Genomic DNA, 25,550 nt, shown 5'->3' on the forward strand with positions numbered 1-25,550 from the left:
TGAGAATGGCGCTGTGATGTTTTCTCATGGCAAATCGCCTCTGTCAGGAGAAGGGGCGCGGGCCGGCCCTTGGGGGCAGGCAAGGCGCTAAAAAATAAAGATGCGAACAGGGCGGGATGACACCTGGGTGCAACCCGTCAAAGGGGAGGAGAAGCGCGAAAAAGAGATGTGCCAACCCCTCGGGGTCAGGCGATCAGATAGCTCTGGCTGAAGCGGTATTGCAGGTGCTGACGCTGCAGGCGGTGCCGGTGAATGGCACCGAAAAAGTCCCGAAAACTCTGTCTGTGATAGAGCAGGATGACAGGCGTCAGCCAGCCGAGCAGCAACAGCAGGATGGCCTCGGCAGACCAGCTGTGCACCAGCTCATAGACAAGGGTTCTGGGTTGAGTGTCATTGCGCTGGGATTGCTCGAGGCGCAGCAGATGATTCTGATGGGATGCGACAAACTTGATGATGCCGTCGTCGCTGTCGCTTGCCTGGGAGAGGGTATGGGTTTGCGTCGCCGCGGGCAGCCGTGGCCCTTCCACCTGGACGATGGAACAAAGCAGGGTGAAGGAGATGACCAGGGTCATCAGCACCAGTTTGACTTTGTCGATGGGACGCAAACGATCAATTCCAGAGAAACGAGAGGGGCAAGCTATCACAGGAGGCGGGGTCGGACAAGCCGGCACAGACCTGCCGTGCCGGCTTGGAAGTGAGTCAATTGCCGGTCATCTGCGAAAAATCGCGGGCATACCCCTTGAGCAGGCTGTAGAGGTGGGCCCGCTGCGAAATGTCCAGCGACTGGCTCATGGCGCTCAGCCACTCGATGGTGCGTTGGCGCGACTGCTCGGTGTAGCCGGTGAAGCGGCCATCCATCAGGCCATCCCCCTGAGCCAGCAGATCGGTCAGCTCCCGGTTAAAATCCGGGCTCTGGCGCTGCTTCATCAACCGATCCAGCTCCAGGGTCCAGGAGGTCTGAAACTCGATCCAGGGGGGTATCAGCTCGTACTGCCACTCGGCCCACTGGGCCACCAGCGGTGCCTGGGCCGGTTTTACCTCGCCAATCCAGAACGCGAGTCGCTTGTTCATCTTGTCGCGAAACTCCGCCAGCATCTGCTCCTTCGGCTGATCAGCAAACTCCTGTTGCCGCTCCTGCTGGCGCTTGACCCTGTCCTGCATGAAGCGGGTCACCTGCTCGTCGGTCAGAGTGCGCGCGAGGCGCACTGCCCGGGGGATGGTGTTCTTGAGGGTGCGGGTCAGGCTCTCCTGCACCGCATCGAGATTGGTCTCGATTTGTGCCGGGGTCATGGGGCTGGCCACCGCTTTTGCCAGCACATCGAGATCCCGGGCATAGCGGGGCAGCTCGTGTTGCCGGTGCCAGGCCATCAACCCCTTCACCTCGCGGCTGAGCAGGCTCTTTTGCGAGGAGGAGAGGGCGAAATAGTCATCCAGCTGCCAGATGATGGCGGTGTCGAGCCAGTAGTAGATGATCCGGGTGGAGCAGCCCACCAGCATCAGCGTCAGCAGCAACAGACCCCAGGTTTTCGGTTGGTACCAGCGCACCTTGTTTGTCATCGGTTACTCCAGTCGTTGCCGATTGAGATCAATCAGCCCGTGATAATCGGGATGGTCTTGCTGTTCGGCCATCAGCAGAGCCCACAGGAGGGCGATGTAATCGACCCAGGGCAGGAACGCTTCGCCGTGAAAGGAAAACCGTCGTTCCCGGGGCAGGGCGCGCAGATAGTGCTCCTCCAGCGCCTCCCGCTCCTGTGGCTGCCAGCCGTGGGTGCGCTGGATGCTGGCGACCTCGAAGCCCGGATGGCCCGCCGCCCCATACTCCCAGTCGATGACCCAGGGCCTTGCTCCCAACAAGTTAGCCGGATTGAGATCATGGTGGCAAGGCAGCCAGCAATCATCCGGCTCGCGGCTGGCGAGCAGGGCGCGCTCCAGCGCCGGCAGCCAGGACGGGATCCGCGCCAGTCTGGCGCGATAGCCGGCCGCATGGGCCCGTACCGCCATCACCACGGAGGGCAGGGGAAGGCGGTGCAGGGTGCGCAGGGTATCGGCCAGGCGCCTCGGCTGCTCGGCCCGCGGCGGCGGGGCGTCGGCCCAGTTCGGCTCGTCACACCAGTCGAGCAGCATCAGGCCGGTGGCGGGATCGCTGTGATGGCAGGGCAGGGCGATCCCCTCGGCCATGGCCCCCCGATAGAGCCGCCACTCGGTGGCCCGGTCGATGCCAAGCCGTACCGGATCCGGGTGCCCCTGGCGCAGAAAGTAACTGCGCCCCGAGGGGAGGCGCAGTCGGTAGTTGCAGTTGGTCAGGCCCGCCCCGAGCGGCGTCAGCTCTGCCTCTGCCCAGGGGGCGGGCAGGCGGCGCCGCAGGGCTGCCAGGTGCGGATCACCAGCCAAAGGTGGACTTCTTCGCCTGTTTGCGGATCTCCTTCTGATCGGCCCACGGCAGCTCGCCGCTTTGCAGATCCAGCAGGTTCATGGTCATCTGGTAGTAGACGTCCTTCACCTTGCCGTTGTCCTTGACGATGCTGGCGAGGTTGCCATAGACCATGTAGCGGGCGCCGGTCTGCTGGCCGATGCGCACCATGGTGGCAGGATCCACCATGCCGCTGCTCTGCTGATATTCGAGCTGCTGCTTGATGGCGGCCACCTTGCTCATGTCGACGAAGCGGAACTTGCCGGCGCGCAGCAGCTTGGTGCGGATGGTGTCGGTGATGGCCTCGGTATCGATATGCTCGGAGGTCTTGTTGCGGATGGAATCCATGTACATCACCGGGCGTCCCCCCGCGGTGATCTCGCTGGTGGCGGGCGAGGCCAGCAGGGAATCCGCCATCTTGTCGGCGATGGCCTGCAGATCGGTGGAGCCGTAATCGACGGTGACCGTCTCGGTTTCGGTCGGATCGCCATAGCTGACGGTGGTGCTGGAGCAGCCGCCCAGGAGCAGGGCGCCGGTCAATATCAGCAGGGCATGATTCATTTTCATCAGTAGGATTCCTCAATCACTTCGCGTACATAGAGTCGGTAGCCTCGGGCGGCCGGACTCGGCGCCAGGGCGGACAGGGTGCGGCTCTGATAGCCGTGCAGCTTGAGTGGGGTCCAGCCGCGGCCATCGCTGGCCACCTCCTGACCCGCCTCGTCATACCAATAGAACAGGTATTGCAGACGGTTGTCGCTGCGCTGGGTGCTGGTGGCCGCCACATTGACCTGCAGCAGGCCGTTTTGCTCGCGCCGGCTCAGCTCGGTCAGGGTGACGTTGACGTTTTGATGTTGCTCCGCCACAGCTGCAGCGCCCGCCGCACCATAGAGCGCAATGCCGGAGGTATTGGTGGCACAGCCCGTCAGCAGCAGCGCGAGCCCCAGGGCCAGTGTGCATCTTTTCATCTTGCTCTCCTTGCCGGCAGGCCGGGGGCCACGCCGGTGGTTGTTCATGATTTGTCGGCCAAACCTGCTCACAGGGGCATCACCCGGCTGGTCAGTCCCACGCCGAGGCGCTGCACCCATACCAGGGTGGTGCGTCCGCCGTGAATGGTGAGGGGCAGCTGGCGCGTGGCGCTGCCGGCCCCCAGAACAAGCTGTACTTCACCTGCGGGCAACATGCCCTGCCAGCTGGAGGCCTGGGCGGGCAGAGTGAGCCAGCTGCGGGTATCGGCCCGCTCCGAGAGGGTGTTGAAGATCCCCACCAGCAGGTTGCCCACATCGCCCCCCTCCTTGGCGGCGGTGCGCCGCAGCTGCTCCTTGGTTACCAGACGCAGGGCCTGGCGGGTCAGCATGCCAGGCAATCGCTCCTGCAGATCCTTGGCCGCCAGCGCTTCGAGCCGCACCAGCTCACTGGTCTGCTCGACCCGCTTGCCGAGGGTAACGGTCAGCGGCCCGGTGTCGCTCGTCCGGTTGTCGTAATAGGGTACCGCCACGGTGAAGGTGCGAAAATCACCGCCAGAAGTGGAGATGGGCAGCGGCAGGAACAGCTCACGCCGCGCCGGGATCAGCCCATCTTCAAACAGTACCACCAGCTGGCCCTGTTTTTTGGCAATAGAGGGGACGAGCGGCGGAGCCTTGCGGCCGATCTTCTTCTCGGTCTCGCGGATCTCGTCCGCGGCCCCCCGCAGGCGAGCGAGGCGCAGCAGGGCATCCTGCAGGCTGCGGTTGTTCGGCGCTATCTGGTAGCCGCGCTGATAGTCGACCCAGGCGTCGTTGAGATCCCCGGCCGCCTCGTAGAGCACCCCGGAGAAATAGAAGGTGTAGGCGTTCTGAAAGCCGTTTTTCACCCGGCCGATGAGTCGGTCGAGATCCGGTGCCCGCGATACCAGCTGGCGCATCTCCCCTTCAGTTGCGGTATCAGCCTCGGCCTCTTCGCTCTTTTGCTTTGCCTTGCGCACCTCGTCAGCCCGGCGTTTGAGGGCGCGCTCCTGTACCTGATTGGCGCGGCGCACCTCCACCAGAGCCCCCTCGGCATCCCCCCGTTGCAGGTAACCGAGTGCCAGATAGTGGTGCAGCATGGTGCGCTCGTAATCGGGGGCGCGATAGGCCATCGACTGATCGTTGGTGAGCAGGCTGCCCACCTGAGCCAGACCGTGGCTCAGCCGGTACTCGGCCTGGTTGTCTTCCCAGACGAGCTGGCTGTCGGCGGCGGCAAAGGCCTGCTTGCTCTTGGCATCCTGGCCGGCCAGCCAGGCGATGCGCCCCTGCTCGAGCCTGTCCAGCACATAGGTGTCATCTCCCACCGTGGAGTCGCGCACCTCGGGCAGGGCCTCGGCGGCGTGCCCCAGCAGCAGCTGGTTGCGCAGCGGTACCATCTGATCGGAGTAGGAGACGAACATGTCCTGCCAGTGGGAGGCACAGCCTCCCAGCAGGGAGCTGGCCAGCAACAGGCCGGCCAGTTGAAGGCGAGATATCACAGGCTGAGCAGGGGTCCCAGCGGCTGGCCACCGACCAGGTGCATGTGGATGTGATAGACCTCCTGCCCACCGTGGCGGTTGCAGTTCATGATGAGGCGGTAGCCATCCTCGGCGATCCCGGCCTCGCTAGCCAGCTTGCGGGCCACGGTGAACATTCGGCCCAGCGCCAGTTCGTGTTCGGCTTCCACATCGTTGACGGTGGGGATCAGCACGTTGGGGATGATCAGGATATGGGTCTTGGCCTTGGGCTGGATGTCGCGAAACGCGGTCACCAGTTCGTCCTGGTAGAGGATGTCAGCGGGGATCTCTTTGCGAATGATTTTGCTGAAAATGGTTTCTTGCGCCATTGCTAACTCCCTTATATGAAAAAGAAAATTGAAACTGAGCCCTGATTGACCCCTTGATGGGGCAGCGCTGCACGCCAAGTGTGACACAAGCCGACATTTGACACAGCTGATGTCCCATTCCCTTCAGTTATTGTTAAAAATACCGATAGCCAGAGGGACGTCATGGCACTACCCGGGCGGGTGGCTGCAGGGTATCAAAGGGACGGGGTACTCAGGCAAGGGACTTTTGCATATACAGCGGGACAATAATGAAACAAACCATGTCAGATCTCTCCATCTTGCAGCGAGTCTATCTTGGATTCGCCATTCTGGTGGCCGTGATGGTGGCCAGCTCACTGCTTACTTTTCGCAGCCAGGGGGCCCTTGGGGATGCCCTGGATCAGGTGACCCAGCAGTCGATGCCGCTGGTGATCGCCAGCTCCCAGACCCAGATCAGTTTGCTCAGTGCCAACAAGTGGCTCACCGACGTGTTGACCGAGCAGGACAGCAAGCTGATCCCGGCCGAGGTGGCCGAGTTGCAGCAGGCCAAGGCCCAGGTCAACAAGACCCTGGCCACCCTCAAGCAGCAGGCGGCCAGCCATCCCGAGTTGCAGGCACAGATGGCCGCGCTGGAGCAGCTGGCCGGCGACTATCTGAAACTGACCGACACCCTGCCTGCCGAGCATGAGGCGCTGCTGGCCCGGTTGCACAAGGTCAATCTGGCCAAGGGGCAATTTCAGGTCAGCCTGCCCCAGTTCAAGAAGAACCTGGGGGACATGATGGTCAGCATCGATGACAGCTTCATCAAGATGCTCTCCGAGACCCTGACCACCAAGCTCTCTGCTATCGAGCTCTCCACCATGGATGCCCTCAACCAGAGCATCCCGGCCCCCATCGAGGGGGCGCTCAAGCGCAACAAGATGCAGATCGAGGGGTTCAACAGCACCATCAAGGATCTGCAAAATGAGCTGGCGAATTTCGACAATGACATGGGCCACTATGTCCACGGTTTCGTGCGCGACACCACCGGCAGCGATGGGGTGCTCGCCCAGTACCTGACCCTGATGCGCGAGCAGGAGCGGATGCGCAGCCAGAGCAGGCAGGCCAGCGCCCTCATCGTCGAGATCCAGGGCAAGCTGGAGCAGATCACCGCCCAGAGCCAGCAGCTGATGAACCGCAGCATCCTGGCCTCCGAGCAGGTGCAGCGTCAGAGCACCCTCACCCAGGGGGCCAGCATAGGGGTCGCCATCCTGATCGCCATCCTGGTGGCCTACACCCTGGGCAAGGCCATTCGCCGCCCCCTCAAGGAGTTGCTGCGGGTGCTCAACGAGGTGACCGGGGGTGACATGACCCAGCGCATCGGCTTTCGCAGCAACAACGAATTCGGCCAGCTCGGCAAGCAGGTCAACCTGCTGATCGAACAGATGGGGGAGGTGCTGACCCAGCTCTCCCAAGCCTCTGCCCAGCTCAATGACGCCGCTCACGGCAACCGTCACACCACAGAGTCAGTGCGGGCGGATCTGGAAAAACAGCGCCAGGAGACCGCCTCGGTCGCCGCCGCCATGACCCAGATGGAGGCCTCGGTGCGGGAGGTGGCCCAGGCTGCCAACCAGACCCTGGAGCGGGTGATGGACGTGGAGAAAGCCTCCGAAACCGGTCGCAAGGTGATGGCCGGCAACATCACCACCACCCATCAGCTGGCGGGCAAGTTGCAGCAGACCGGCAAGGTGATCGGCGATGTGAACGCCATGAGCGGCCAGATCGGCAACATCCTCGACGTCATTCGCGGCATTGCCGAGCAGACCAACCTGCTGGCCCTCAACGCCGCCATCGAGGCGGCCCGGGCCGGCGAGCAGGGGCGCGGTTTTGCGGTGGTGGCCGACGAGGTGCGCAGCCTGGCCGGGCGCACCGCCCAGTCCACCAGCGAGATCCAGACCATGATCGAGAACCTGCAGCAGGGGGTCGCCAAGGCGGTGGCCGTGATGCAGGAGTGCTCCCGCGAGATGGACAGCTGCATGGATCAGAGCTCCCACGCCAACAACGCCATGGAGGAGGTGCAGGGAATTGTGGTGCTGATCAGCGACATGTCGAGCCAAATCGCCTCCGCCGCCGAGCAGCAGCAGGCCACCAGCGCCGATATCGCCACCAACCTCAACCGCATCTCGGATATCTCGGATCTCAACTATCAGGGCATAGAGCGGGTCGCCGAGACCAGCCAGCAGCTCGATGCGCTGGCCGAGCAGCAGGAGGAGCTGGTCAAGCGCTTCCGGCTCAGCGCCTGAATCTGGATGTTTTACATGGGGGCCTGCGGGCCCCTTTTTTATCCGGCAGTGCCAAAGGCCGATCCCGGTCACGGAAAGCCGGGTTGCCGTGCGCCAGCATAGCCGGATCTGCCGCCTTTAGAGCCACTTGAACGTCAGGACGTAACCATGATCTCCCTAAGCCAGTTGCTGCTGTTTGCCGGTGCCTCTCTCCTGATGGCCCTGACGCCCGGCCCCAACATGCTCTACCTGCTGTCACGCTCCCTCTGTCAGGGGCGCGTGGCGGCCATCATGTCCTGGGGCGGCGTGGTGCTGGGATTTACCGTGCACATGCTGTGCGCCGCCATCGGCCTCACGGCGCTCTTCATGGCGATCCCCATGGGTTACGAGCTGCTCAAGGTGGCCGGTGCCCTCTATCTGCTCTGGATCGCCTGGCAGGGGATCAAGCCAGGCTCCCGCTCCCCGTTCGAACCGGCGCCGCTGGTGGCGCACTCCCCGGGGCGACTGTTTCTGATGGGGCTGCTGACCAGCGTGCTCAACCCCAAGGTCGCGATCTTCTATCTGTCGGTGTTGCCCCAGTTCATCTCGCCGGATGCGGGCACGGTACTGGGCCAGAGCCTGCAGCTCGGCACAGTGCAAATTCTTATCAGCGCGGCCGTCAACCTCTCGGTGGCCTTGTCCGCCGCCCGTCTTAGCGGCTGGTTTGCCCGCCATCGCCTCTGGCTGGCGGTGCAGCGCTATTTGATGGCCACAGTACTGGGGCTGCTGGCGGTTCGCCTGCTGGCTCAGGGGCGTAGCTAGGCTGACGGGCAGAAACAGCAAGGCTCCCCGCAGGGAGCCTTTTTTATCAGGTTGAGTAGCGCCGGGATCAGGCGTAGGCGATGGCGCCCTTGCCAACCCCTTCATAGGCGACAATCTTCACGAACTTGTCACCCACCGCTTTTTTCACTTCCCGGGCGATGTAGTGGGCCAGCAGCTCGACCGTGGTGTCGGTGTCGATCATCTCCACCTCGGCGGACGGGATGGCCAGTTGGAACAGCCCCTGCGGCGCCACATATTTGAAACCGGCGTGGTGATCCCCCAGCAACACGTTGGCGCGAGCGCTCAGGGTCAGCTCGGTGAGGGCGACCCTGTCCTCTTCGGTGCCCAGATAAATATCGGCCCAGCGCTCGGCCCAGTTCTGCTCGAGCTCTTCATCCCGCTCGCCATCCACGTGGATCTCGATGGGGGAGCGGTGGCCGTGGGCGATGCGCTGACAGTTACCGTCGTGTTTCTTCAGACCATGGCTGTAGTGGTAGAAGGCCCCCTCGATCTGCTCCTGGCGCAGGGTCAGGGAGAGATCCTTGATGTTGCCGGGCAGCCGCTTGGCCAGCACCGCCAGCAGGTAGCGGGTGACGGACTCCTTGTCCACCTGGGGCGCCGGGATGAAGGCAAAGCCCTGGGTAGGGCAGCGCAGGTGGATGGAGCGCCCCTGGCGCAGCAGGTCGACGGTGCTCTCGTCCCCCTCCAGATGTTCGACATGGATCAGGGCGCATTCGGTGGGCACCAGCAGCTTGTGATCCACCTCTTCGTCGATGATCGACTTGATGAGCTTTTTCACCCGGCCAAAGTCCAGCAGCATGCTCATTTCGTTGAGCTCGCCACTCATCTCGATATCCACCAGCCAGCTTTCCCCTACCATGCCGCGGCGTTCGCACAGGTAGCTGGAGTCGATCACGGTCAAATCTCTTACAAATAACTTCATCAGTCAGGCCTTGCTATAGCGAAAGGGCAGTTTGCGATATTATGACCCGCGATTATCGGCAAAGGAACTGGAACCCCCCATGAACAAACTGCTTATCAAGAATGCCACCCTGGTCAACGAAGGCCGCATCTATGCATCCGACGTGCTGATCGAGGGGGAAAGGATTGCCCGCATCGCCCCGCAGATCGAGGCTTCCGACGCGCTGGTCATCGATGCTGCGGGTCGTCACCTCATCCCGGGAATGATCGATGATCAGGTCCACTTCCGGGAGCCGGGGCTGACCCACAAGGGGACCATCGCCAGCGAATCCCGGGCCGCGGTTGCCGGCGGCACCACCAGTTTCATGGAAATGCCCAACGTCAATCCCCAGACCACCACCCTCGAAGCCCTCGAAGCCAAATACCAGATAGCCGCCAACGCCTCCGTGGCCAACTACAGCTTCTACCTCGGCGCCACCAACGACAACCTGAGCGAAATCAAGCGCCTCGATCCCAAGCAGTCCTGCGGGGTCAAGGTGTTTATGGGCTCCTCCACCGGCAACATGCTGGTGGACAATCAGGAGACCCTGGCGGCGATTTTCCGCGAGAGTCCGGTGATGATCGTCACCCACTGCGAAGACACCCCGACCATCGCCCAGGCCGAAGAGGCGGCGCGGGCCAAGTGGGGCGAGAACGTGCCAATGGGTGAGCATGGCCGCATTCGCAGCGACGAGGCGTGCTACAAGTCCTCCAGCATGGCGGTGGCGCTGGCGAAAAAATATGGCGCCAAGCTGCACGTGCTGCACCTCACCACCGCCAAGGAGCTGTCGCTCTTTACAGCCAGCCACGACCTGAGCGAGCTGAAAGACAAGAACATCACCGCCGAGGTGTGTGTTCACCACCTCTTCTTCAACGACGCCGATTACGAGACCCTGGGCAGCCAGATCAAGTGCAACCCGGCGGTGAAGAGCGCCGCGGATCAGCGAGCCCTGCTCGACGCGGTGCGCAACGACGTGCTGGACATCATCGCCACCGACCACGCGCCCCACACCTGGGAAGAGAAGCAGAACAGCTACTTCAAGGCGCCGTCCGGCATTCCCTTGGTACAGCACTCCCTGCTGGCGCTGCTGGAGCTCTACCACAACGGCGTCTTCACCCTGGAAACCATCGTCAAGAAGACTTCCCACGCAGTGGCCGAGCGCTTCCAGGTGCAGGATCGCGGCTATATCCGCGAGGGTTACTTCGCCGATCTGGTGCTGCTGGATCTGGGCAAGCCCTACGTGGTCAACGATGACAACATCCTCTACCACTGCGGCTGGTCGCCGTTCAACGGCTACCGCTTCCACAGCACGGTTGAGATGACCTTGGTGAACGGTCAAGTAGCCTGGCAAAACGGCCAGGTCAGCGATCAGGTGCTGGGCAAGCGGCTGACTTTCAACCGCTGAGCCGGTTGATGAGGGGACGCGAGCAGGGCAATGGTAGGAGCTATTGGCCTTTGAGTCCTGCAAGCGGGCAGATAATGGGCTAATGGCGGCACTTTGAGCGCAGATTGCTCGCAAAGCAGGCGAACGCATCGTTGTGGCGGTTTCTTTGTTGACAGGGGGGGAGCATCTCCATAAACTCAGCCCCCGTCAGCTCAGACTGACTTCGTCGGCGTGTAGCGCAGCCAGGTAGCGCACTGTCATGGGGTGTCAGGGGTCGGAGGTTCAAATCCTCTCACGCCGACCATCATTCCCCGAATAAAGGCCTTGTCTTGTGACAAGGCCTTTTTCTTTTTCCGGTATTCCCCTTGCTGGCCTCGCGCTCGGCGATTGTCTCGCTCGCCGGCCTGTGCTCTAGTAACGGCGTCTTTCCATCAGCCTTGTGCCGGAGGCCTCTCTTGTCTGCATCCATCCTCGCCCCTGTCCGGTGGCTGTTGCTGGCGACGCTGCTGCTCGGCGGCTGCGCCACCTCCTATCACAGTGAAAAATCCTTCTGGAACGGGCAAACCGGTTTCTCCCAGACCCGGCTTGGCCCCACCACCTGGCAGCTGGAATTTGTCGGCAACGATCTGGTGGACAGGGAGACGGCTCGCAAGTACGTGCTCAAGCGGGCAGGGGAGATGGCGCTGGCCGAAGGATATCGGCAGTTGCGGGTGGATGAGCTGACGATCAGCCGGGACGCCATCCGGGTGACCCCCTCGCGCCCCGTCTTCGATTTTGACGAGGATGAGCCGGATCCCTTTCTCGATGAGATGCATGTCCAGCACACCACCTCGGCCCTGCTGGTGTTTACCCTCGACAATGAGGCGACGGACAAAAACAGTCTCTCGGCTGAATATCTCGCAAACATAGAAATAAACAGCGATTAATATAATGGTTCGGCAAGGTGTAGATAATATACATCTGCCAGCAGCATAAAATTCCGGAGCCAGGCTCTGGATTTACCCCTCGCTTTTAGGCATGCTCCCAGCATACCGACTATCCGGAGTCAACGGGTCGGATCACAAAAACGGACTTTAGTGGCACCCACTGCCACTGATGAAGGCTTGTATCACTCTCTATCGAGAAACCCCCATGAAAATGAATAAGCTGACGGTCGCCATCCTCATTTCGATGATGTTTGGCATCCTCACCGGTCAGGGTTATCGTCTGTTTGCCGCCGACCAGGCGGTGGATTTCGCCAGCAACATCACGATTCTTACCGATATCTTCCTGCGACTGATCAAGATGATCATCGCCCCCCTGGTCTTCAGCACCCTGGTGGTCGGCATCGCCAAGATGGGCGATACCCGCACCGTGGGCCGCATCGGGGCCAAGACCCTGGGCTGGTTCATGCTGGCCTCCCTGATGTCCCTGAGCCTGGGGCTGGTGATGGTGACTCTGCTGCAACCGGGCGTCGGCCTCTCCCTCTCCCTGCCCGATGACACCGCCAGCTCCGGCATTGCGGTGGGCGCCATCACCCTGAAAGACTTTGTCACCCACGCCATTCCCAAGAGCGTGGTGGAGGCCATGGCCACCAACGAGATCCTGCAGATCGTGGTGTTCTCCCTCTTCTTCGGGCTGGCCGCTGCCGCCCTCGGGGATCTGGCTAAGCCGGTGGTCGTGCTGATGGCCAGCGCGGCGGAGATCATGCTGAAGGTCACCGGCTATGTGATGAACTTCGCGCCATTCGCGGTGTTTGGTGCCATCTCCGCCATGGTGGCCAAGGAGGGGCTCGGCATCCTGCTGACCTACGGCAGCTTCATGGCCCAGTTCTATCTTGCCCTGGGCTGTCTCTGGTTGCTGCTGGTCGCCATGGGCAGCCTGTTCCTGCGCGAGCGGGTGCTCAAGCTGCTGGCCATGATCCGCGAACCCATCCTGCTGGCATTTTCCACCGCGAGCTCCGAGGCGGCCTATCCCAAGACTCTGGATCGGCTGGAAAAATTCGGTTGTGACAAGCGCATCGCCAGCTTCGTGCTGCCCATGGGCTACTCCTTCAACCTGGATGGCTCCATGATGTACTGCACCTTCGCGGTGATGTTCATCGCCCAGGCCTATGGCATCGAGCTCTCCATGGCCCAGCAGATCACCATGCTGTTGCTGCTGATGGTCACCTCCAAGGGGATGGCCGGGGTGCCGCGCGCCTCCCTGGTGGTGATTGCCGCCACCCTGAACCAGTTCCATATTCCCGAAGCCGGCGTCTTGCTGCTGCTGGGGATCGACCACTTCCTCGACATGGGTCGCTCCGCCACCAACGTGCTGGGCAACGCCATCGCCGCGAGCGTGGTGGCCAAGACCGAGGACAGCCTGGGCGAGACAGTGGTGCAAGGGGAGAGTGAACCCGTCAAGGTGTGAGTCTGCTCCAGGCAGACCGCTGGTGTTGGCCCCTGACCTGAAAAAATCCCCGTCATGACGGGGATTATTTATTGGCGCCTGGCTGGCCGTCAGTCGCCGTTCTTGTTATTCCCGGGATTGGCGGGTTTGTTGAGCGGGGGGAGGAAGCGCAGGGGCGGCCGGGCGCGCTCCTCTTCCTCGGCTGCCTGGGTTTCGTCGAAACGCAGCTGGGCCGCCAGCAGGGTCTCGACGTGCTGCTGGGCCCACTGGGAGACCTGCTCTATGGTGTCGGCGTAAGAGCGACCGAGCTCGGTGAGGCGGTACTCGACTCGCACCGGCATCGAGGGGTAAACCTCCCGCGCTACCAGGCCGTCTCGCTCGAGCAGCTTGAGCTTTTGCGACAGCACCTTCTGGGAGATGCCATCTACCTCCCGCTTGATCTCGTTGAAGCGCAGGGTCGGTTGCTGGCGCAGCAGGCCGATGATGAGTAGTACCCAGCGCTCGGCCAGCCGGTCGAAGAAGAGGCGGGCAGGGCAGTGGCGGGAGTAGACGTTGTAATCGGACATGGTTTCCTCCGGGTAACCAGGGTACCTTGGCGCCACTCATTGGCGACCAGGTTTCTTAAAGATACCATCATCCCTCGATGACGGCTCCATCCCGGGGCCGCCTTTTTCTGCAGCATGCAGTTCGCACTCGCAAGGAGAGAGCAGATGGCCAAGACAGTCGTGGTCTATTTTTCCGGTTATGGGCACACCCGCCGTGTGGCCGAAGAGGTGGCGCAGGGCGCCGGCGCCGAGTCAGTCGTCATCGATGAGCAGGGGGAGATCTCTGCTGAAGCGTTCGCCGCGCTGGACGCTGCCGATGCCATCATCTTCGGCGCCCCAACCTACATGGGCGGCGTGCCCTGGCAGTTCAAGAAGTTCGCCGACGCCAGTTCCAAGGCCTGGTTTACCCGCGCCTGGCAGGACAAGGTATTTGGTGGCTTTACCGTGAGCGCCAGCCTCAACGGTGACAAGCAGGTGACTCTCATCTACCTGCAGACCCTGGCCTCCCAGCATGGTGGTATCTGGGTCAGCCTGGGGCAGTTGCCTTCCAACACCCAGGCGGCCACCCGGGCCGATCTCAACAGCCTGGGCGGTTCGGTGGGGTTGCTGGCCCAGGGCCCGTCGGACGCCGGAGCCGACGCTATACCGAGCGGGGATCTGGAGAGCGCCCGGCTCTACGGCGCCCGGGTGGCGTCGGTGGCGGCGCGCCTGCGCGGCTAGCGCATCGGAACATGACAACGCCAGGGGAGCCCCTGGCGTTTTTTATGGCGTGAGGGTTAGAAACCGGAACCGGGTTGTTGCAGGAAGGCGGCTTCGTCTTCGCTATCGGAGCGGCCCAGGATAGCATTGCGGTGAGGGAAGCGGCCGAAGCGTTCGATGATCAGCTGATGGCGGCGGGCAAAGTCGGCAAAGCCGGCGAAGGTGGTGAGGGCGGGCCCTGCCGCCTGCTCCGTTGCCAGGGCATCGAACAGTGCCACGCTGCGGGCCTGCAGCTCACGGGATTCCGCATGCTCGAGCGGCAGATAGAAAAAGACCCGGGCCAGCGGCGAGAGTGCCTGATCCGCCCCCTGTGCCAACCCCTGCAAACAGAGCTCGCGGGCCTTGGCATCCTGGGCGAAGGCAGCCGGAGTGCCGCGATGGATATTGCGCGGCAACTGGTCGAGCAGCAGGATCAGCGCCAGCCGCCCAGCGGGAACTTCGGCCCAGTCGCCGAGCCGGCCGTTGGCTGCGGCCTCAGCCAGTTCGCCGAAGCGGCTGGCCAGCATGCTATCCGTCGCCGTGTCTTTGCCCCACCAGAGCGGGGCTTGCCGTTTGGCCCGGGCCGCATCGTCGGCATCATCGCCAAACCAGAGATCGAGCAGGGGCTGCCAGGGTTGCATAAAGACTCCTTGTATCAGGGGGATAAGGCTCAAAAGGGGCGACGTGCTTGCTGCCGACGGCGTCGCTTATCGTTACACTGTGACATCTTTTGCCCGAAATGAGGAATTCCTGATGGCCGGAACCAGTTTGTTGGCCCTGCTCGATGATATTGCCAGCGTGCTCGATGATGTTGCCCTGATGACCAAGGTGGCAGCCAAGAAGACCGCCGGTGTGCTGGGGGATGATCTTGCCCTCAATGCCGAGCAGGTCTCCGGGGTGCGGGCCGAGCGGGAGCTGCCGGTGGTGTGGGCGGTAGCCAAGGGATCGCTTCGCAACAAGCTTATCCTGGTGCCTGCCGCCATCGCCATCAGTGCTCTGGTGCCCTGGCTTATCACCCCCTTGTTGATGTTGGGGGGGGCCTATCTCTGTTTCGAGGGGGCCGAGAAGCTGGTCCACAAGTTTCTGCCCCACGAAGAGACACACGCCACGCAGGACGAACCCATCCCCGATGATCTGGCCGCCTTCGAGCAGCAGAAGGTGAAGGGGGCCATTCGCACCGACTTTATTCTGTCGGCCGAGATCATCGTCATCGCCCTCGGCACCGTGCAGGGGGCGAGCCTGGCCCTGCAGCTCTCGGTAGTGGCGGGGATCGCCCTGTTGATGACGGTGGGGGTCTACGGCCTGGTGGGGCTTATCGTCAAGCTCGACGACATCGGCCTGCATCTGCTGCAAAAGCCCGATGGCGGTGCCCTGCGCCGTAGCGTGGGGCAGGGGCTGCTGGTGACGGCGCCCCGCCTGATGCACCTGCTGGCACTGGTCGGTACCATCGCCATGTTCATGGTGGGGGGCGGCATCCTGATGCACGGCCTGCCCTTTGCCCATCATCTGACCGAAGGCACGGCCGCGGCCGTTGCCACCCTGCCTGCCGTGGGCGCCGTGCTCTCTGCCCTGATCCCGACCCTGCTCAATGCCCTTGCCGGCGTGGTGGTGGGCCTGGTGCTGGTGGTGGTGATGACTCTGGTAGGCAAGCTCAAACCCGCCAAATAAGGGCGCTGTTGTTGCGCGTCACGTTTCACGGGCGGCCCCTGCGCCGCCCTCTTGTTTCGCGGGCATGGCCCGCCAGATTTTGATGGCATCTTCTTTATGCAGCAAACACCTTACCCCCAGCAGTGGGACAACCGACACATCTATCCCGCCCTCGACTGCCCCGAGCTTGAGGCGGACATGGCGCAGGCCCGCTCCAGCCTTGACCAGCTGACCACCTTTATCGGCACCCTGGAGCAGGTGAAAGGGCAGCCAGATGCCCTGCAGGATTTCTTGCGGGAGGTGCGCCTGCGCGCCCGGCGCATCCGCAATATCGGCTGGAACGTCGCCATTCTGGCGGCCTGCCGGGGCAGCCAGGATGCCCGGGATGTGCTCGCCAAGCAGCTGGCCTCCCGCGCCCGTGCCCTCAATGCCGATTTGTTCAAGACCCTGGCACCGGTGGAAGACCTGATGCTGGCGCTGCCGGAGGCGCAGTTTACCCGGCTGATGCAGGATCCCCTGCTCGGGGAGGAGGCGTACCGGCTGCGCCACGAGCGCCTTTTGCAGGATCAGCGCCTGCCGGTGGCGGCGGAGCAGCTGGTGATCGGCCTTGGCACCGACGGTCTGCACGCCTGGGGCAACCTCTACAACGATCTGGTGGGCAAGATCCGGCTGGTGATCGACGGCCGCGAGATGGGGCTGGCCGAGGCGAGCAACCTGCTCTCGAGCCCGCTGCGAGCCCTGCGCCGGGAGGCGTTCGATGCCATCAGCGCCGGCTGGGAAGGGGAGGAGGAGACGGTGGCCGCCATCCTCAACGCTCTTAATGGCTGGCGCCTGGAGCTCTCGCGCCAGCGCGGCAGGGAGCGCCGGCTTGATGCGCTCGATCTCTCCTGTCACCAGAGCCATATCGAGCGGGCCACCCTGGATACGCTGATGGCGCAGACCTATCTCGCCCGCGGGCTGGGGCAGCGGGCGCTGGGGCTGATGGCCCGTCGTCTTGGCATTGAGGATATGGGGGCCGAGGATCTGTTTGCCCCGCCGCCGGCCGCCAGCAGCCGCGAGATCCCGTTCGAGGAGGCGATCGCCATCATTGCCGAGGCGTTCGCCCGCTTCGACCCCGAGATGGGGGACTTTGCCCGCATGATGGCCGAGAAGGGGTGGATTGATGCCGCCCCCACTCCCAACCGGCGCACCGGAGCCTACTGCACCAAGTTTGCCGAGCCGGTGGAGCCGCGGGTTTTCGTCACCTACGCCGGCACCATGGACAACGTCATCACCCTCGCCCACGAGCTCGGCCACGCATGGCACAACTGGCTCATCCGCGATCTGCCCATGAGCCAGCGCGGCTATCCCATGACGCTGGCCGAAACTGCCTCCATCTTCGCCGAGACCCTGGTGCGCCGCGCCCTGCTTGAGCAGGCGCAGAGCCCGGAGGATCTGCTGGCCATCGCCTGGGCCGAGGCCGATGGTGCCGCCACCTTCCTGGTCAATATCCCAGCCCGCTTCGACTTCGAGCGCGCCCTGGTGGCCGCGCGCGAGCAGGGCTATGTGCCGGCCGGGCAGCTCAAGGCGATGACAGACGAGGCCTGGGGCCGCTGGTATGAGGGGAGCCTGTGCCGCTATCACCCCATGTTCTGGGCGGCCAAGGCGCACTTTTCCATCGCGGGCCTGGGCTTTTACAACTACCCCTATCTGTTTGGCTATCTGTTCAGCCTCGGGGTCTATCAGCAGCTGATGCATCGTCAGGCGGCAGGGGAGACGAATGTGGCGCAGGCCTATCGAGACCTGTTGCGCGATACCGGCCGCATGAGTGCCGAAGAGCTGGTGGCCAAGCACCTGGGGCAGGATATTCGCGAGCCCGCCTTCTGGCAGGGGAGCCTGGCCCTGGTGGCGGCGGCGGTGGATCGCTTCGAGCAGCTGGCGGTGTAACCGCCAGGCATAAGAGGTAAAGGGCCCCGGACAGTATGGCTGTCCGGGGCTTTTTTGTCAGGAGCGCTCCTGCCGGGGCTTGATGGGCCCCACCAGCAGGGGGCGGGTCTGGTGGCTGGTATCGGGCTGATAGCCGTTGAAGAAAAGGTTGAGCAGCACAGAGCTGATGGTGGCCAAGAGGATGCCGCTATGAAACAGCGGCTGCAGGGCGGCTGGGAAGTGCTGGAAGAAGTGGCCGGAGACGGTGGGGATCATGCCGACCCCCAAGCTGATGGCAACGATGTAGAGGTTGTGGCGGTTGCTGTTGTAGTCGGCCCGCGCCAGGATGCGGATGCCGGTGGCCAGCACCATGCCGAACATGACGATGCCGGCACCCCCCAGCACGAAGGGGGGAATGGAGGCGACCAGCACCGACATCTTGGGAATGAGGCCGAAGGCGAGCAGGATCCCCCCCGACATCACGCAGACCCAGCGGCTCGATACCCCGGTCACGCTCACCAGCCCGATGTTCTGGGAAAACGAGGTGTGGGGGAAGCTGTTGAAGATGCCGCCGATGATGGTGCCTATGCCATCTACCCTCAGCCCGCGCACTATGTCGCCGCGACTGGCCGGGTGACCGACGATGTCGCCGAGAGCCAGAAACATCCCCATCGACTCGATGAAGGTAATGAGCATGATCACCGTCAGGGTGGCGATGGAGATAGGGTCGAAGGTGGGCCAGCCGAAGGCGAACGGCACTATGGGGGCAAACCAGGCCGCGTCATTGAGGCCGTCCAGGCTTACCTCGCCCATGGCGATAGCCACCCCGAAGCCAAACAGGATGCCGAGCAGTACCGAGATGTTGCTGAAAAATCCCTTGGTGAAGCGGGTCACCAGCAGGATGAAGGCGAGCACCAGAAAGCTGGTGCCGATGTAGCGCAGGCTGCCGTACTCGGGATTGCCCTTGCCCCCGGCCATCCAGTCGATCCCCACCTGCATGATGCTGATCCCGATGGAGGTGATGACCACGCCGGTCACTACTGTGGGAAAGAGCGGCATCAGGCGGCCGATGAGGGGCACCAATAAGGTTGAAAGGATGCCCGCGGCTATGGTGGCCCCGAAGATGCCGGTCAGCCCCAGATCCGGGTTGGCGCCGATGGCCAGCATGGGCATCACGGCGGCAAAGGTGACCGACATGATGACCGGCAGGCGGATCCCGGCAAAACGCCCGATGCCGAGGCACTGGAGCAGGGTGACGATGCCGCAGCAGAAGAGATCCGAACTGATGAGATAGGAGATCTGCTCCTTGGGCAGCCCCAGACTACCACCGATGACCAGCGGCACTGCCACGGCGCCGGCATACATCACCAGCACGTGTTGCAGGCCCAGGGTGAAGAGCTGACCCGGCGGTAGCATGCGCTCTACCTCATCGACCGGGCGCTGACGTTGCCCCGCTTGGGGGGAGGGGGGATTGGTCTCGTTCATGAACACATCACTCCTTGCAACCCGGGCGACAGGCGCGGGCAAGATAGTGAAAGCCGAAGCTTCCGGTCATTGCGATCGTCTCTGGACAGGGCCCTTTTTCATCGACACAGGGGATGAGGGGGCCGCGCAGTCATGGCCAGAGGGAGTGCACAAAGCGTGCTTGCTTGGTTATCAAGAGGTGCAGGGCAGGGGGAAAGAGGGCCGTTTTGCGGAGCGGGTCACATCCTGGCGACCAGGATGTCGGGTTGGCGCTGTTTCCTGGTCGGACGGCGATCTCAGATTGGTAGCCGGGTTATCATTATTCGGCCGTGTCCTCTCAGTTTGATAGAGATTGTGTGCCAGCCGCGCCATCACTGGGGTCGTGGCCCCTGCCAGCGGGGGGCATCTGGCGTGATCCAAAGCAAGAAAGCAGGATGTTTTGGTGGCGCATGAGGCTAGCGCGGGGTAGTTTCGATAGAACTGACACAGATCTTGAGGTCTTATCCATGATCATCTATCTGCATGGCTTTGATGCCACCAGCCCCGGCAATCATGAGAAAGTGCTGCAGTTGCAGTTTATTGATGATGATGTGCGTTTCGTCCACTACAGCACGGTTCACCCCCGTCACGACATGAGCCATCTGCTCAAGGAAGTGAAGAAGCAGCTCGACATGAGCTCGGATCCCAAGCCCCTCATCTGCGGGGTAGGGCTCGGTGGCTACTGGAGCGAGCGTATCGGCTTTTTGTGCGGCATCCGCCAGGTGATCTTCAACCCCAATCTGCACCCGGAAGAGAACATGCAGGGCAAGATCGACCGGCCGGAGGAGTACGAGGACATAGGCACTAAATGTGTAACTGAATTTCGTAAGAAAAATTCAGGAAACTGCCTGTGCATCCTTTCCGTTGCGGATGAAGTGCGAGATAATCGGGACACTGAGCGTGAATTGAAGAACTATTACGACATCGTATGGGATGAGCGCGAGACCCATAAATTCAAGAACATCTCGCACCATCTGCAACGGATGAAGGCCTTCAAAGAAGCCTGATCCGGTACGTCGACCGATTTCGTTTTAGGGAGCCGAAGGCTCCCTTTCGTTTTGAGGAACCGAGGAAAACCATCATGATGAATATTGTCGTTGTAGGCGGCGGCGCTGGGGGCCTGGAGCTGGCCACCAGTCTGGGCCGCAAGCTGGGCAAGAAGAACAAGGCCAGGATCACCCTGGTGGATCGCAACCGTACCCACCTGTGGAAACCCCTGTTGCACGAAGTGGCCACCGGCTCCATGGACGCGGGCATCGACGCCCTGAGCTACCAGTCCCACGCCAAGAATCACGGTTTCGACTTCCAGCTCGGCACCCTGACCGATATCAAGCGTGAAGAAAAGCGCATCGTACTGGCGCCCATCCACGACGAAAATGGCGAAGTGGTAGTCCATGAGCGCGAGCTGCCCTACGACTACCTGGTGATGGCCATCGGCTCCGTCTCCAACGATTTCAATACCAAGGGCATCAAGGATCACTGCATCTTCTTGGACAGCCCCTCCCAGGCGCACCGTTTCCACAACAGCATGATGAACCGCTTCCTGCAATTCGCCACCGAATACCAGCCGGGCGACAAGGTGAAGATCGCCATCGTGGGTGGCGGCGCTACCGGTGTAGAGCTCTCTGCCGAGCTCTACAACGCGGTGGAGCAGCTCTACGCCTACGGTTTCAAGAACCTCACCACCGACAGCCTCAAGGTCACCCTGGTGGAAGCTGGCCCTCGTATCCTGCCGGCCCTGCCGGAGCGCATCAGCGGCGCCGCCCATCAGGAGCTGGTCAAGCTGGGCGTGGATGTGCGTACCGCCACCATGATCACCGAGGCGACCAGCGATGGTCTGCACACCAAAGATGGCGAGCTCATTGAAGCAGACCTCATGGTGTGGGCGGCTGGCATCAAGGCGCCGGATTTCATGAAGGATATCGCCGGCCTTGAAACCAACCGCATCAACCAGCTGGTGGTGAAAGAGACCCTGCAGACCACCCGTGACGAGAATATCTTTGTCATCGGTGACTGCGCCGCCTGTCCGCAGCCGGATGGCAAGTTCGTGCCGCCGCGCGCCCAGTCCGCCCACCAGATGGCGACCCAGGCGTTCAAGAACATCCTGGCCAAGATGAACGGCGGTGAGCTCAAGCCCTACCTCTACCACGACCACGGCTCCCTGGTGTCGCTGAGCCGCTTCTCCACCGTGGGCAGCCTGATGGGCAACCTGATGCGTGGCTCCATGATGGTGGAGGGTTACATCGCCCGTCTGGTTTACATCTCCCTCTACCGGATGCACCAGATCGCCCTGCACGGCTACATCAAAACCGGTCTCATCATGCTGGTGGGCCGCATCAACCGGGTACTGCGCCCGACTCTGAAGCTGCACTGACAGCGACCAGGACCCGGCGGCTGCCGGGTCCTACCCATCTTGTAACCATCGACGAGGCACGATCATGAATACGACCTCTTGCGAAAACATCCCTTTTCTCGGCCTGACCGGCCCCTTGAGCATCCTGCTGCGCGCCGCCTGCGACGTATTGTTTCTCCTGGTTCTGACCCTGATGCCGGCCGTGACGGTCGTGCTCGATCTGCACTGGTTGCACAACGGGGTGGGGGAAGACTCCATCACCGAGCTGCTGCAGGAGGGAGTGCTGCTCTCCATCGTCATCAGCCTGTACTGGAAAGGGCGGACCATACCGGCGGTACGCGCCTTTCTCTGGCTGCTCGCCGGTTTCTTTGGTTGCCTGCTGATCCGCGAACTTGACGTCTACTTCGACAGGGTGTGGCACGGCTTCTGGCTATATCCGGCCCTGCTGTTGGCCAGCCTGACCCTGGTACATACCTGGCGTCACGGGCGTGACACCCTGCTAAGCGGTGGTGTCCAGTTTGTCCGGCACAGAAGCGCGCTGTTCGCGCTCTTTGGCCTGCTGCTGGTCGCCGTCTTCAGCCGCGTGTTTGGCAGCGGCTCCCTCATCTGGAACGATCTGCTGGGCATGGACAGTGGCTTCGATTTCAAAACCGCGCTGCAGGAGGGGATCGAGCTGTTGGGGTATAACTATGTGGCCTACGGGATCCTCACCCAGGGTGGTTACATGCGCTGAGGCGCACTCCCTGCCAATCTGCGGTCAGCCTTCTCATCTGGTCGCATGTCTCTCTACTCCTTTCTTGACGCCCGGCTTTGTCGATAACGCCGGGCAATGCCTCTTCGGCCGCACCTCTCTGCCATCTTGTTCATGTTGATTGGAACGATGAGCCGGGCTTGTGGCGGGGCCAGCGAAAGAAGCCGGCCCCGGCGTACATGACGGGTGACAAGAGAAAGGGGCTTCTTGCCCCTCGATCATGCCTCTTGTCAGAACTGCTTGCTGTAGTTGACCGCGAAGAAATAGAAGCTGGGGTTGTCGTAGCTGCCTGATAGGTAGTCCGCCTGGACGCTGGCGCTCTCCTGATCGATGTACTCCATGGCGGCCCCTATGCTCTCCCTGGGATTGAGGGCATATCTGGCCCCGAACCCGACCCGGACGGCGGCGCCGCTCGGAATGGTCAGGGAGGTCTTGTCCTGATCCTTGTAAACGCTGCTGTCATAGGCCAGCCCGCCATTGAGCACCCACTGGGGTGTCAGGGTGTGCTGCAGCCCCACGGCCACGTGATAGGTATCCTGGAAGAGCCCCTTGTTCCCCTTGCTGACGCCGACGATGCTCACGTCGTTGCCGTTGTAGCGGCTCCAGTCCTGCCACCCCAGATTGCCCATCAGGGCCCAGTCGGGAGCGAGTTCGTGGTAGCCGCTCAGCATCAGCTGCTGCGGGCTGTTGACCATGCCGGAGATGGGCAGCTGAGCCGAGATCCCGGGCATGTTGGGCCTTTGCAGGGTGATCTGGGTCTGAACGTCAAAGTGATACTTGATTTCGCTGCTGTAGCCGAGGCCAAAGCGGGTCGCCGGGGTGAGCTCATAGAGCACGCCAACCTTGCCATTGATGGCCCAGTCGCTGTCGTCGAGCTTGCTCTCGCCGTGGTCTGTCTCGCGCTTGAGGGCGAACAGTCCGTAGTTGAGACCCACTGCCGCTCCGAGGGACCAGTGCTCGTCGATCCGGTAGGCGACGGAGGGTTGCATCGTCAGCGCCATCAGTGTGGCCTCCTTCACCAGCTGTTGCCCGGCCCAACCGCCAAAGTCGAGCCCCAGGCCGAAGTTACCGTAGGTGGCGAAGCCCAGGGTCCAGCGGTCGTCGATCTGCTGGCTGTAGTAGAGGGAGGCAGAGGGAAACCAGCCCACCACGGTATCGACATCTTGCTGGGAGGCGTCCGCCAGATCGTAGGGCACGTCCCCGTAAAGCGCCTGGCCACCCATGGTGAGATGGCGCCCCTGCAGGCGGCTGAGGCCAGCCGGATTCATGAACTGCACGGTGGCATCCTGTGCCCGCGCGGCCATGCCTGCCGAGGCAAGGCCAACATCATCCGTGCCCGTTTCATAGAGGTAGAGGCCGCCAGCCTGGCTGGTGGCGGTGAACAGCAGACACAGGGACCACAGCGAGTCGAGTCGTTTCATACAAGTTCCTTTTTCATGCAACGTTGAGCCGGGTAGCGAGCACGGGTGATCCGGACAGGCATCGATGGCGCTGTCTCCATTTATATAGGGTTCTGTTTGGGCTGGCGAGAGGAGACTCAGCGCCCCAGATAGGTGCGGTCGAAAAAGGTGTTGACCCAGTGGGGGCGATAGATGGCCAGCACTGTCATCGCCATGCCGTTGAGCAGGGCTTCCGGAAACAGCAGCAGAGGCCAGATCGAGAGGTAGTCGGCACTGATGGTATGCCAGGGATAGGTACCGCTCACTCTCATCAACAAAGCGCTGGCCACCACCTTGACCGAGATGGTGACGGCGCCGCCGAGAAAGGCCGCGACGAAGAGATAGACGAACAGATGGCGGGGCAGCCAGGCCCAGCTCGCCAGAAACAGCAGCCAGCTGGTGGCCACCGGCAAGCCGATGCCGATGAGGGCCTGCCAGCCAAAATCAGCCAGGTTGGTGACGCCGAAATAGCCGAGCACCAGCAGGGTCAGGCAAGGAGCGAGCAGGGCCAGTCGCCAGCCCAGCAGCAGGGTGAGGGTGGTGAGGCCGAGAAAGTGGACCTCCAGCCCTTCGTGCAGGCCGGCGCGCAAATACCAGAGCGGGATCAGGGCGATGGCGCTGCCCAGCAGCAGATGCTGGTAAAGGGGATTGTCATGGAGGGTTTGCCACAGAGGGCGGCGCAGGCTGAACACCAATAGCAACAGCCAGATCAGCAGGGCGGCGAGTTGTCCTTCACTCATGGGGGCGTCCATTGCCTGGAGAAGTTGCCGGGCAGCGCACTCCCTGCCGCCCGGGCCTGAAGCAGGCTGATGGTCCAGCCTGCCGTGGGCATCAATATTTCACGTTGGGGTGATACTTGCCGATGATGGCCTTGACCCTGTCCATGGTCTCCTTGCTGGGGGGCTTGATACCGCTCAGCTCGTAAGGATCCCCCAGCACGTCCCACTTGTGTTTGCCGAGTTCGTGATAGGGCAGCAGCTCCACCTTCTCGACGCTCTCGCCCAGCTCGGCGATGAACTTGCCCAGCTCGTCGGCGCTCTCGTCGTCGTCGCTCCAGGTGGGGACGACGACGTAGCGGATCCACATGGTCTTGCCCCTGGCGGCCAGGTGACGGGCGAATTCCAGGGTGTATTTGTTGCTGACGTGGGTCAGGGGTATGTGTTTCTCGTCATTGATCTGCTTGATATCGAGCAGCACCAGATCGGTCTGGTCGAGCAGGGCATCGACCTGGTCGTCGAGATGGCGGACGAAGCCGTTGGTGTCGAGGCAGGTGTGAATGCCCTTCTCCTTGCAGGCGGTGAAGAGCTCGGTGATGAAGGCCGGTTGCAGCATGGCCTCGCCGCCCGATGCGGTCACACCGCCGCCGGAGGCATTCATGAAGTGGCGGTAGCTGGTGATGTCCTGCATCAACTCCGGCACTGTCACTTCACGGCCACCCTGGGTATCCCAGGTGTCCCTGTTGTGGCAGTACTTGCAGCGCATCAGGCACCCTTGCATGAATACGATAAAGCGGATTCCCGGACCATCGACAGTGCCGCAGGTTTCAACGGAATGGATCCGGCCAATGACCCCCTGGGGCTTGGCTTGTTCGCTGATTTCGACGGCAGGGATCCGGTTAGTGACAGACATAGGCAACTCCAACGATTCGCGCAGGCCGTTATTTTATTACATAAATCC

The 25,550-nt window shown here is 62.3% G+C and carries 25 protein-coding genes and 1 tRNA gene; 12 read left to right on the top strand and 14 right to left on the bottom strand.

Annotation, left to right across the window (positions count from 1 at the left end; all coding sequences use genetic code 11):
- Positions 1-185: 185 nt before the first annotated feature.
- The 7 genes from LA321_RS13785 to hinT form a co-directional block, all read right to left on the bottom strand.
- Positions 186-605, bottom strand: a complete 420-nt coding sequence (locus tag LA321_RS13785; protein ID WP_042071927.1) for a hypothetical protein — start codon at positions 603-605, stop codon at positions 186-188.
- A 94-nt stretch (positions 606-699) separates the two neighbouring features.
- On the bottom strand, positions 700-1,557 hold the full coding sequence (locus tag LA321_RS13790) for a DUF6279 family lipoprotein (protein WP_042071925.1): 858 nt from the start codon (positions 1,555-1,557) through the stop codon (positions 700-702).
- Positions 1,558-1,560: 3 nt separating this feature from the next.
- Positions 1,561-2,391, bottom strand: a complete 831-nt coding sequence (locus LA321_RS13795; RefSeq protein ID WP_042071923.1) for a phosphotransferase — start codon at positions 2,389-2,391, stop codon at positions 1,561-1,563.
- Positions 2,381-2,977, bottom strand: a complete 597-nt coding sequence (gene lpoB, locus LA321_RS13800; RefSeq protein WP_042071921.1) for a penicillin-binding protein activator LpoB — start codon at positions 2,975-2,977, stop codon at positions 2,381-2,383. The genes LA321_RS13795 and lpoB overlap by 11 nt, the downstream gene beginning before the upstream one ends.
- Positions 2,977-3,375, bottom strand: a complete 399-nt coding sequence (locus LA321_RS13805) for a YcfL family protein (protein WP_042025492.1) — start codon at positions 3,373-3,375, stop codon at positions 2,977-2,979. Before LA321_RS13805 ends, lpoB begins: the two co-directional genes overlap by 1 nt.
- A gap of 68 nt (positions 3,376-3,443) precedes the next feature.
- On the bottom strand, positions 3,444-4,886 hold the full coding sequence (locus LA321_RS13810; RefSeq protein ID WP_042072391.1) for a COG3014 family protein: 1,443 nt from the start codon (positions 4,884-4,886) through the stop codon (positions 3,444-3,446).
- A complete protein-coding gene (gene hinT / locus LA321_RS13815; protein ID WP_026456433.1) occupies positions 4,886-5,236 on the bottom strand; it encodes a purine nucleoside phosphoramidase in 351 nt (116 codons plus the stop codon). Before hinT ends, LA321_RS13810 begins: the two co-directional genes overlap by 1 nt.
- A 248-nt stretch (positions 5,237-5,484) precedes the next feature.
- Here hinT and LA321_RS13820 point away from each other — a divergent pair, with 248 nt between their 5' ends.
- Together LA321_RS13820 and LA321_RS13825 are read left to right on the top strand one after the other, a co-directional pair.
- Complete coding sequence (locus LA321_RS13820; RefSeq protein WP_042071918.1) at positions 5,485-7,497, top strand: methyl-accepting chemotaxis protein; 2,013 nt, start codon at positions 5,485-5,487, stop codon at positions 7,495-7,497.
- A 147-nt stretch (positions 7,498-7,644) separates the two neighbouring features.
- Complete coding sequence (locus LA321_RS13825; RefSeq protein WP_042025496.1) at positions 7,645-8,277, top strand: LysE family translocator; 633 nt, start codon at positions 7,645-7,647, stop codon at positions 8,275-8,277.
- 67 nt (positions 8,278-8,344) lie between these two features.
- Here LA321_RS13825 and LA321_RS13830 read toward each other — a convergent pair whose 3' ends face one another.
- Complete coding sequence (locus LA321_RS13830) at positions 8,345-9,220, bottom strand: 6-carboxytetrahydropterin synthase (protein ID WP_042025497.1); 876 nt, start codon at positions 9,218-9,220, stop codon at positions 8,345-8,347.
- Between the two features lie 79 nt (positions 9,221-9,299).
- Between LA321_RS13830 and LA321_RS13835 the strand changes: the two genes are divergently transcribed.
- The 4 genes from LA321_RS13835 (at position 9,300) to LA321_RS13850 (ending at position 13,013) form a co-directional block, all read left to right on the top strand.
- On the top strand, positions 9,300-10,643 hold the full coding sequence (locus tag LA321_RS13835) for a dihydroorotase (RefSeq protein ID WP_042071915.1): 1,344 nt from the start codon (positions 9,300-9,302) through the stop codon (positions 10,641-10,643).
- Positions 10,644-10,849: 206 nt separating this feature from the next.
- Positions 10,850-10,926, top strand: a tRNA-Pro gene (locus LA321_RS13840).
- Positions 10,927-11,077: 151 nt separating this feature from the next.
- Complete coding sequence (locus LA321_RS13845) at positions 11,078-11,548, top strand: CC0125/CC1285 family lipoprotein (RefSeq protein WP_042071913.1); 471 nt, start codon at positions 11,078-11,080, stop codon at positions 11,546-11,548.
- Between the two features lie 205 nt (positions 11,549-11,753).
- Entirely contained in the window at positions 11,754-13,013 is a 1,260-nt protein-coding gene (locus tag LA321_RS13850) for a dicarboxylate/amino acid:cation symporter (RefSeq protein ID WP_026458311.1), read from the top strand.
- 89 nt (positions 13,014-13,102) lie between these two features.
- On the opposite strand, the gene LA321_RS13855 is transcribed toward LA321_RS13850, so the two are convergent.
- Positions 13,103-13,558: a winged helix-turn-helix transcriptional regulator gene (locus tag LA321_RS13855; protein WP_082043419.1), complete on the bottom strand. Its 456-nt coding sequence runs from the start codon at positions 13,556-13,558 to the stop codon at positions 13,103-13,105.
- 144 nt (positions 13,559-13,702) lie between these two features.
- On the opposite strand from LA321_RS13855, the gene LA321_RS13860 reads away from it, so the two are divergent.
- On the top strand, positions 13,703-14,257 hold the full coding sequence (locus tag LA321_RS13860) for a flavodoxin family protein (RefSeq protein ID WP_042071910.1): 555 nt from the start codon (positions 13,703-13,705) through the stop codon (positions 14,255-14,257).
- Between the two features lie 56 nt (positions 14,258-14,313).
- Here LA321_RS13860 and LA321_RS13865 read toward each other — a convergent pair whose 3' ends face one another.
- A complete protein-coding gene (locus LA321_RS13865; RefSeq protein WP_042071907.1) occupies positions 14,314-14,916 on the bottom strand; it encodes a DUF924 family protein in 603 nt (200 codons plus the stop codon).
- Positions 14,917-15,028: 112 nt separating this feature from the next.
- Between LA321_RS13865 and LA321_RS13870 the strand changes: the two genes are divergently transcribed.
- Both LA321_RS13870 and LA321_RS13875 read left to right on the top strand, forming a co-directional pair.
- Entirely contained in the window at positions 15,029-15,943 is a 915-nt protein-coding gene (locus LA321_RS13870; protein WP_042071905.1) for a DUF808 domain-containing protein, read from the top strand.
- Between the two features lie 96 nt (positions 15,944-16,039).
- On the top strand, positions 16,040-17,848 hold the full coding sequence (locus tag LA321_RS13875; RefSeq protein ID WP_042071901.1) for a M3 family oligoendopeptidase: 1,809 nt from the start codon (positions 16,040-16,042) through the stop codon (positions 17,846-17,848).
- Positions 17,849-17,905: 57 nt separating this feature from the next.
- Here the strand turns inward: LA321_RS13875 and LA321_RS13880 are convergent, their stop codons facing one another.
- On the bottom strand, positions 17,906-19,312 hold the full coding sequence (locus LA321_RS13880) for a nucleobase:cation symporter-2 family protein (RefSeq protein ID WP_042071899.1): 1,407 nt from the start codon (positions 19,310-19,312) through the stop codon (positions 17,906-17,908).
- A 485-nt stretch (positions 19,313-19,797) separates the two neighbouring features.
- On the opposite strand from LA321_RS13880, the gene ycfP reads away from it, so the two are divergent.
- The 3 genes from ycfP (at position 19,798) to LA321_RS13895 (ending at position 22,416) form a co-directional block, all read left to right on the top strand.
- The gene (ycfP, locus tag LA321_RS13885) at positions 19,798-20,337 is read left to right on the top strand and encodes an alpha/beta hydrolase YcfP (protein WP_026457291.1); all 540 of its coding nucleotides are present in this window, start codon (positions 19,798-19,800) and stop codon (positions 20,335-20,337) included.
- Positions 20,338-20,411: 74 nt separating this feature from the next.
- Complete coding sequence (locus LA321_RS13890) at positions 20,412-21,704, top strand: NAD(P)/FAD-dependent oxidoreductase (protein WP_042025506.1); 1,293 nt, start codon at positions 20,412-20,414, stop codon at positions 21,702-21,704.
- A 64-nt stretch (positions 21,705-21,768) separates the two neighbouring features.
- Complete coding sequence (locus LA321_RS13895) at positions 21,769-22,416, top strand: hypothetical protein (RefSeq protein WP_052445736.1); 648 nt, start codon at positions 21,769-21,771, stop codon at positions 22,414-22,416.
- 248 nt (positions 22,417-22,664) lie between these two features.
- Here LA321_RS13895 and LA321_RS13900 read toward each other — a convergent pair whose 3' ends face one another.
- The 3 genes from LA321_RS13900 to pflA form a co-directional block, all read right to left on the bottom strand.
- Positions 22,665-23,855 (bottom strand): OmpP1/FadL family transporter, encoded by a 1,191-nt coding sequence (locus LA321_RS13900; protein WP_042071898.1) that lies wholly within the window; start codon positions 23,853-23,855, stop codon positions 22,665-22,667.
- 116 nt (positions 23,856-23,971) lie between these two features.
- A complete protein-coding gene (locus LA321_RS13905; protein WP_042072388.1) occupies positions 23,972-24,613 on the bottom strand; it encodes an energy-coupling factor ABC transporter permease in 642 nt (213 codons plus the stop codon).
- A 91-nt stretch (positions 24,614-24,704) separates the two neighbouring features.
- The gene (pflA, locus tag LA321_RS13910; protein ID WP_026458147.1) at positions 24,705-25,502 is read right to left on the bottom strand and encodes a pyruvate formate lyase 1-activating protein; all 798 of its coding nucleotides are present in this window, start codon (positions 25,500-25,502) and stop codon (positions 24,705-24,707) included.
- Between the last annotated feature and the right edge of the window lie 48 nt (positions 25,503-25,550).

Source organism: Aeromonas enteropelogenes (assembly GCF_020097295.1).
GTDB classification, from domain to species: Bacteria; Pseudomonadota; Gammaproteobacteria; order Enterobacterales; family Aeromonadaceae; genus Aeromonas; species Aeromonas enteropelogenes.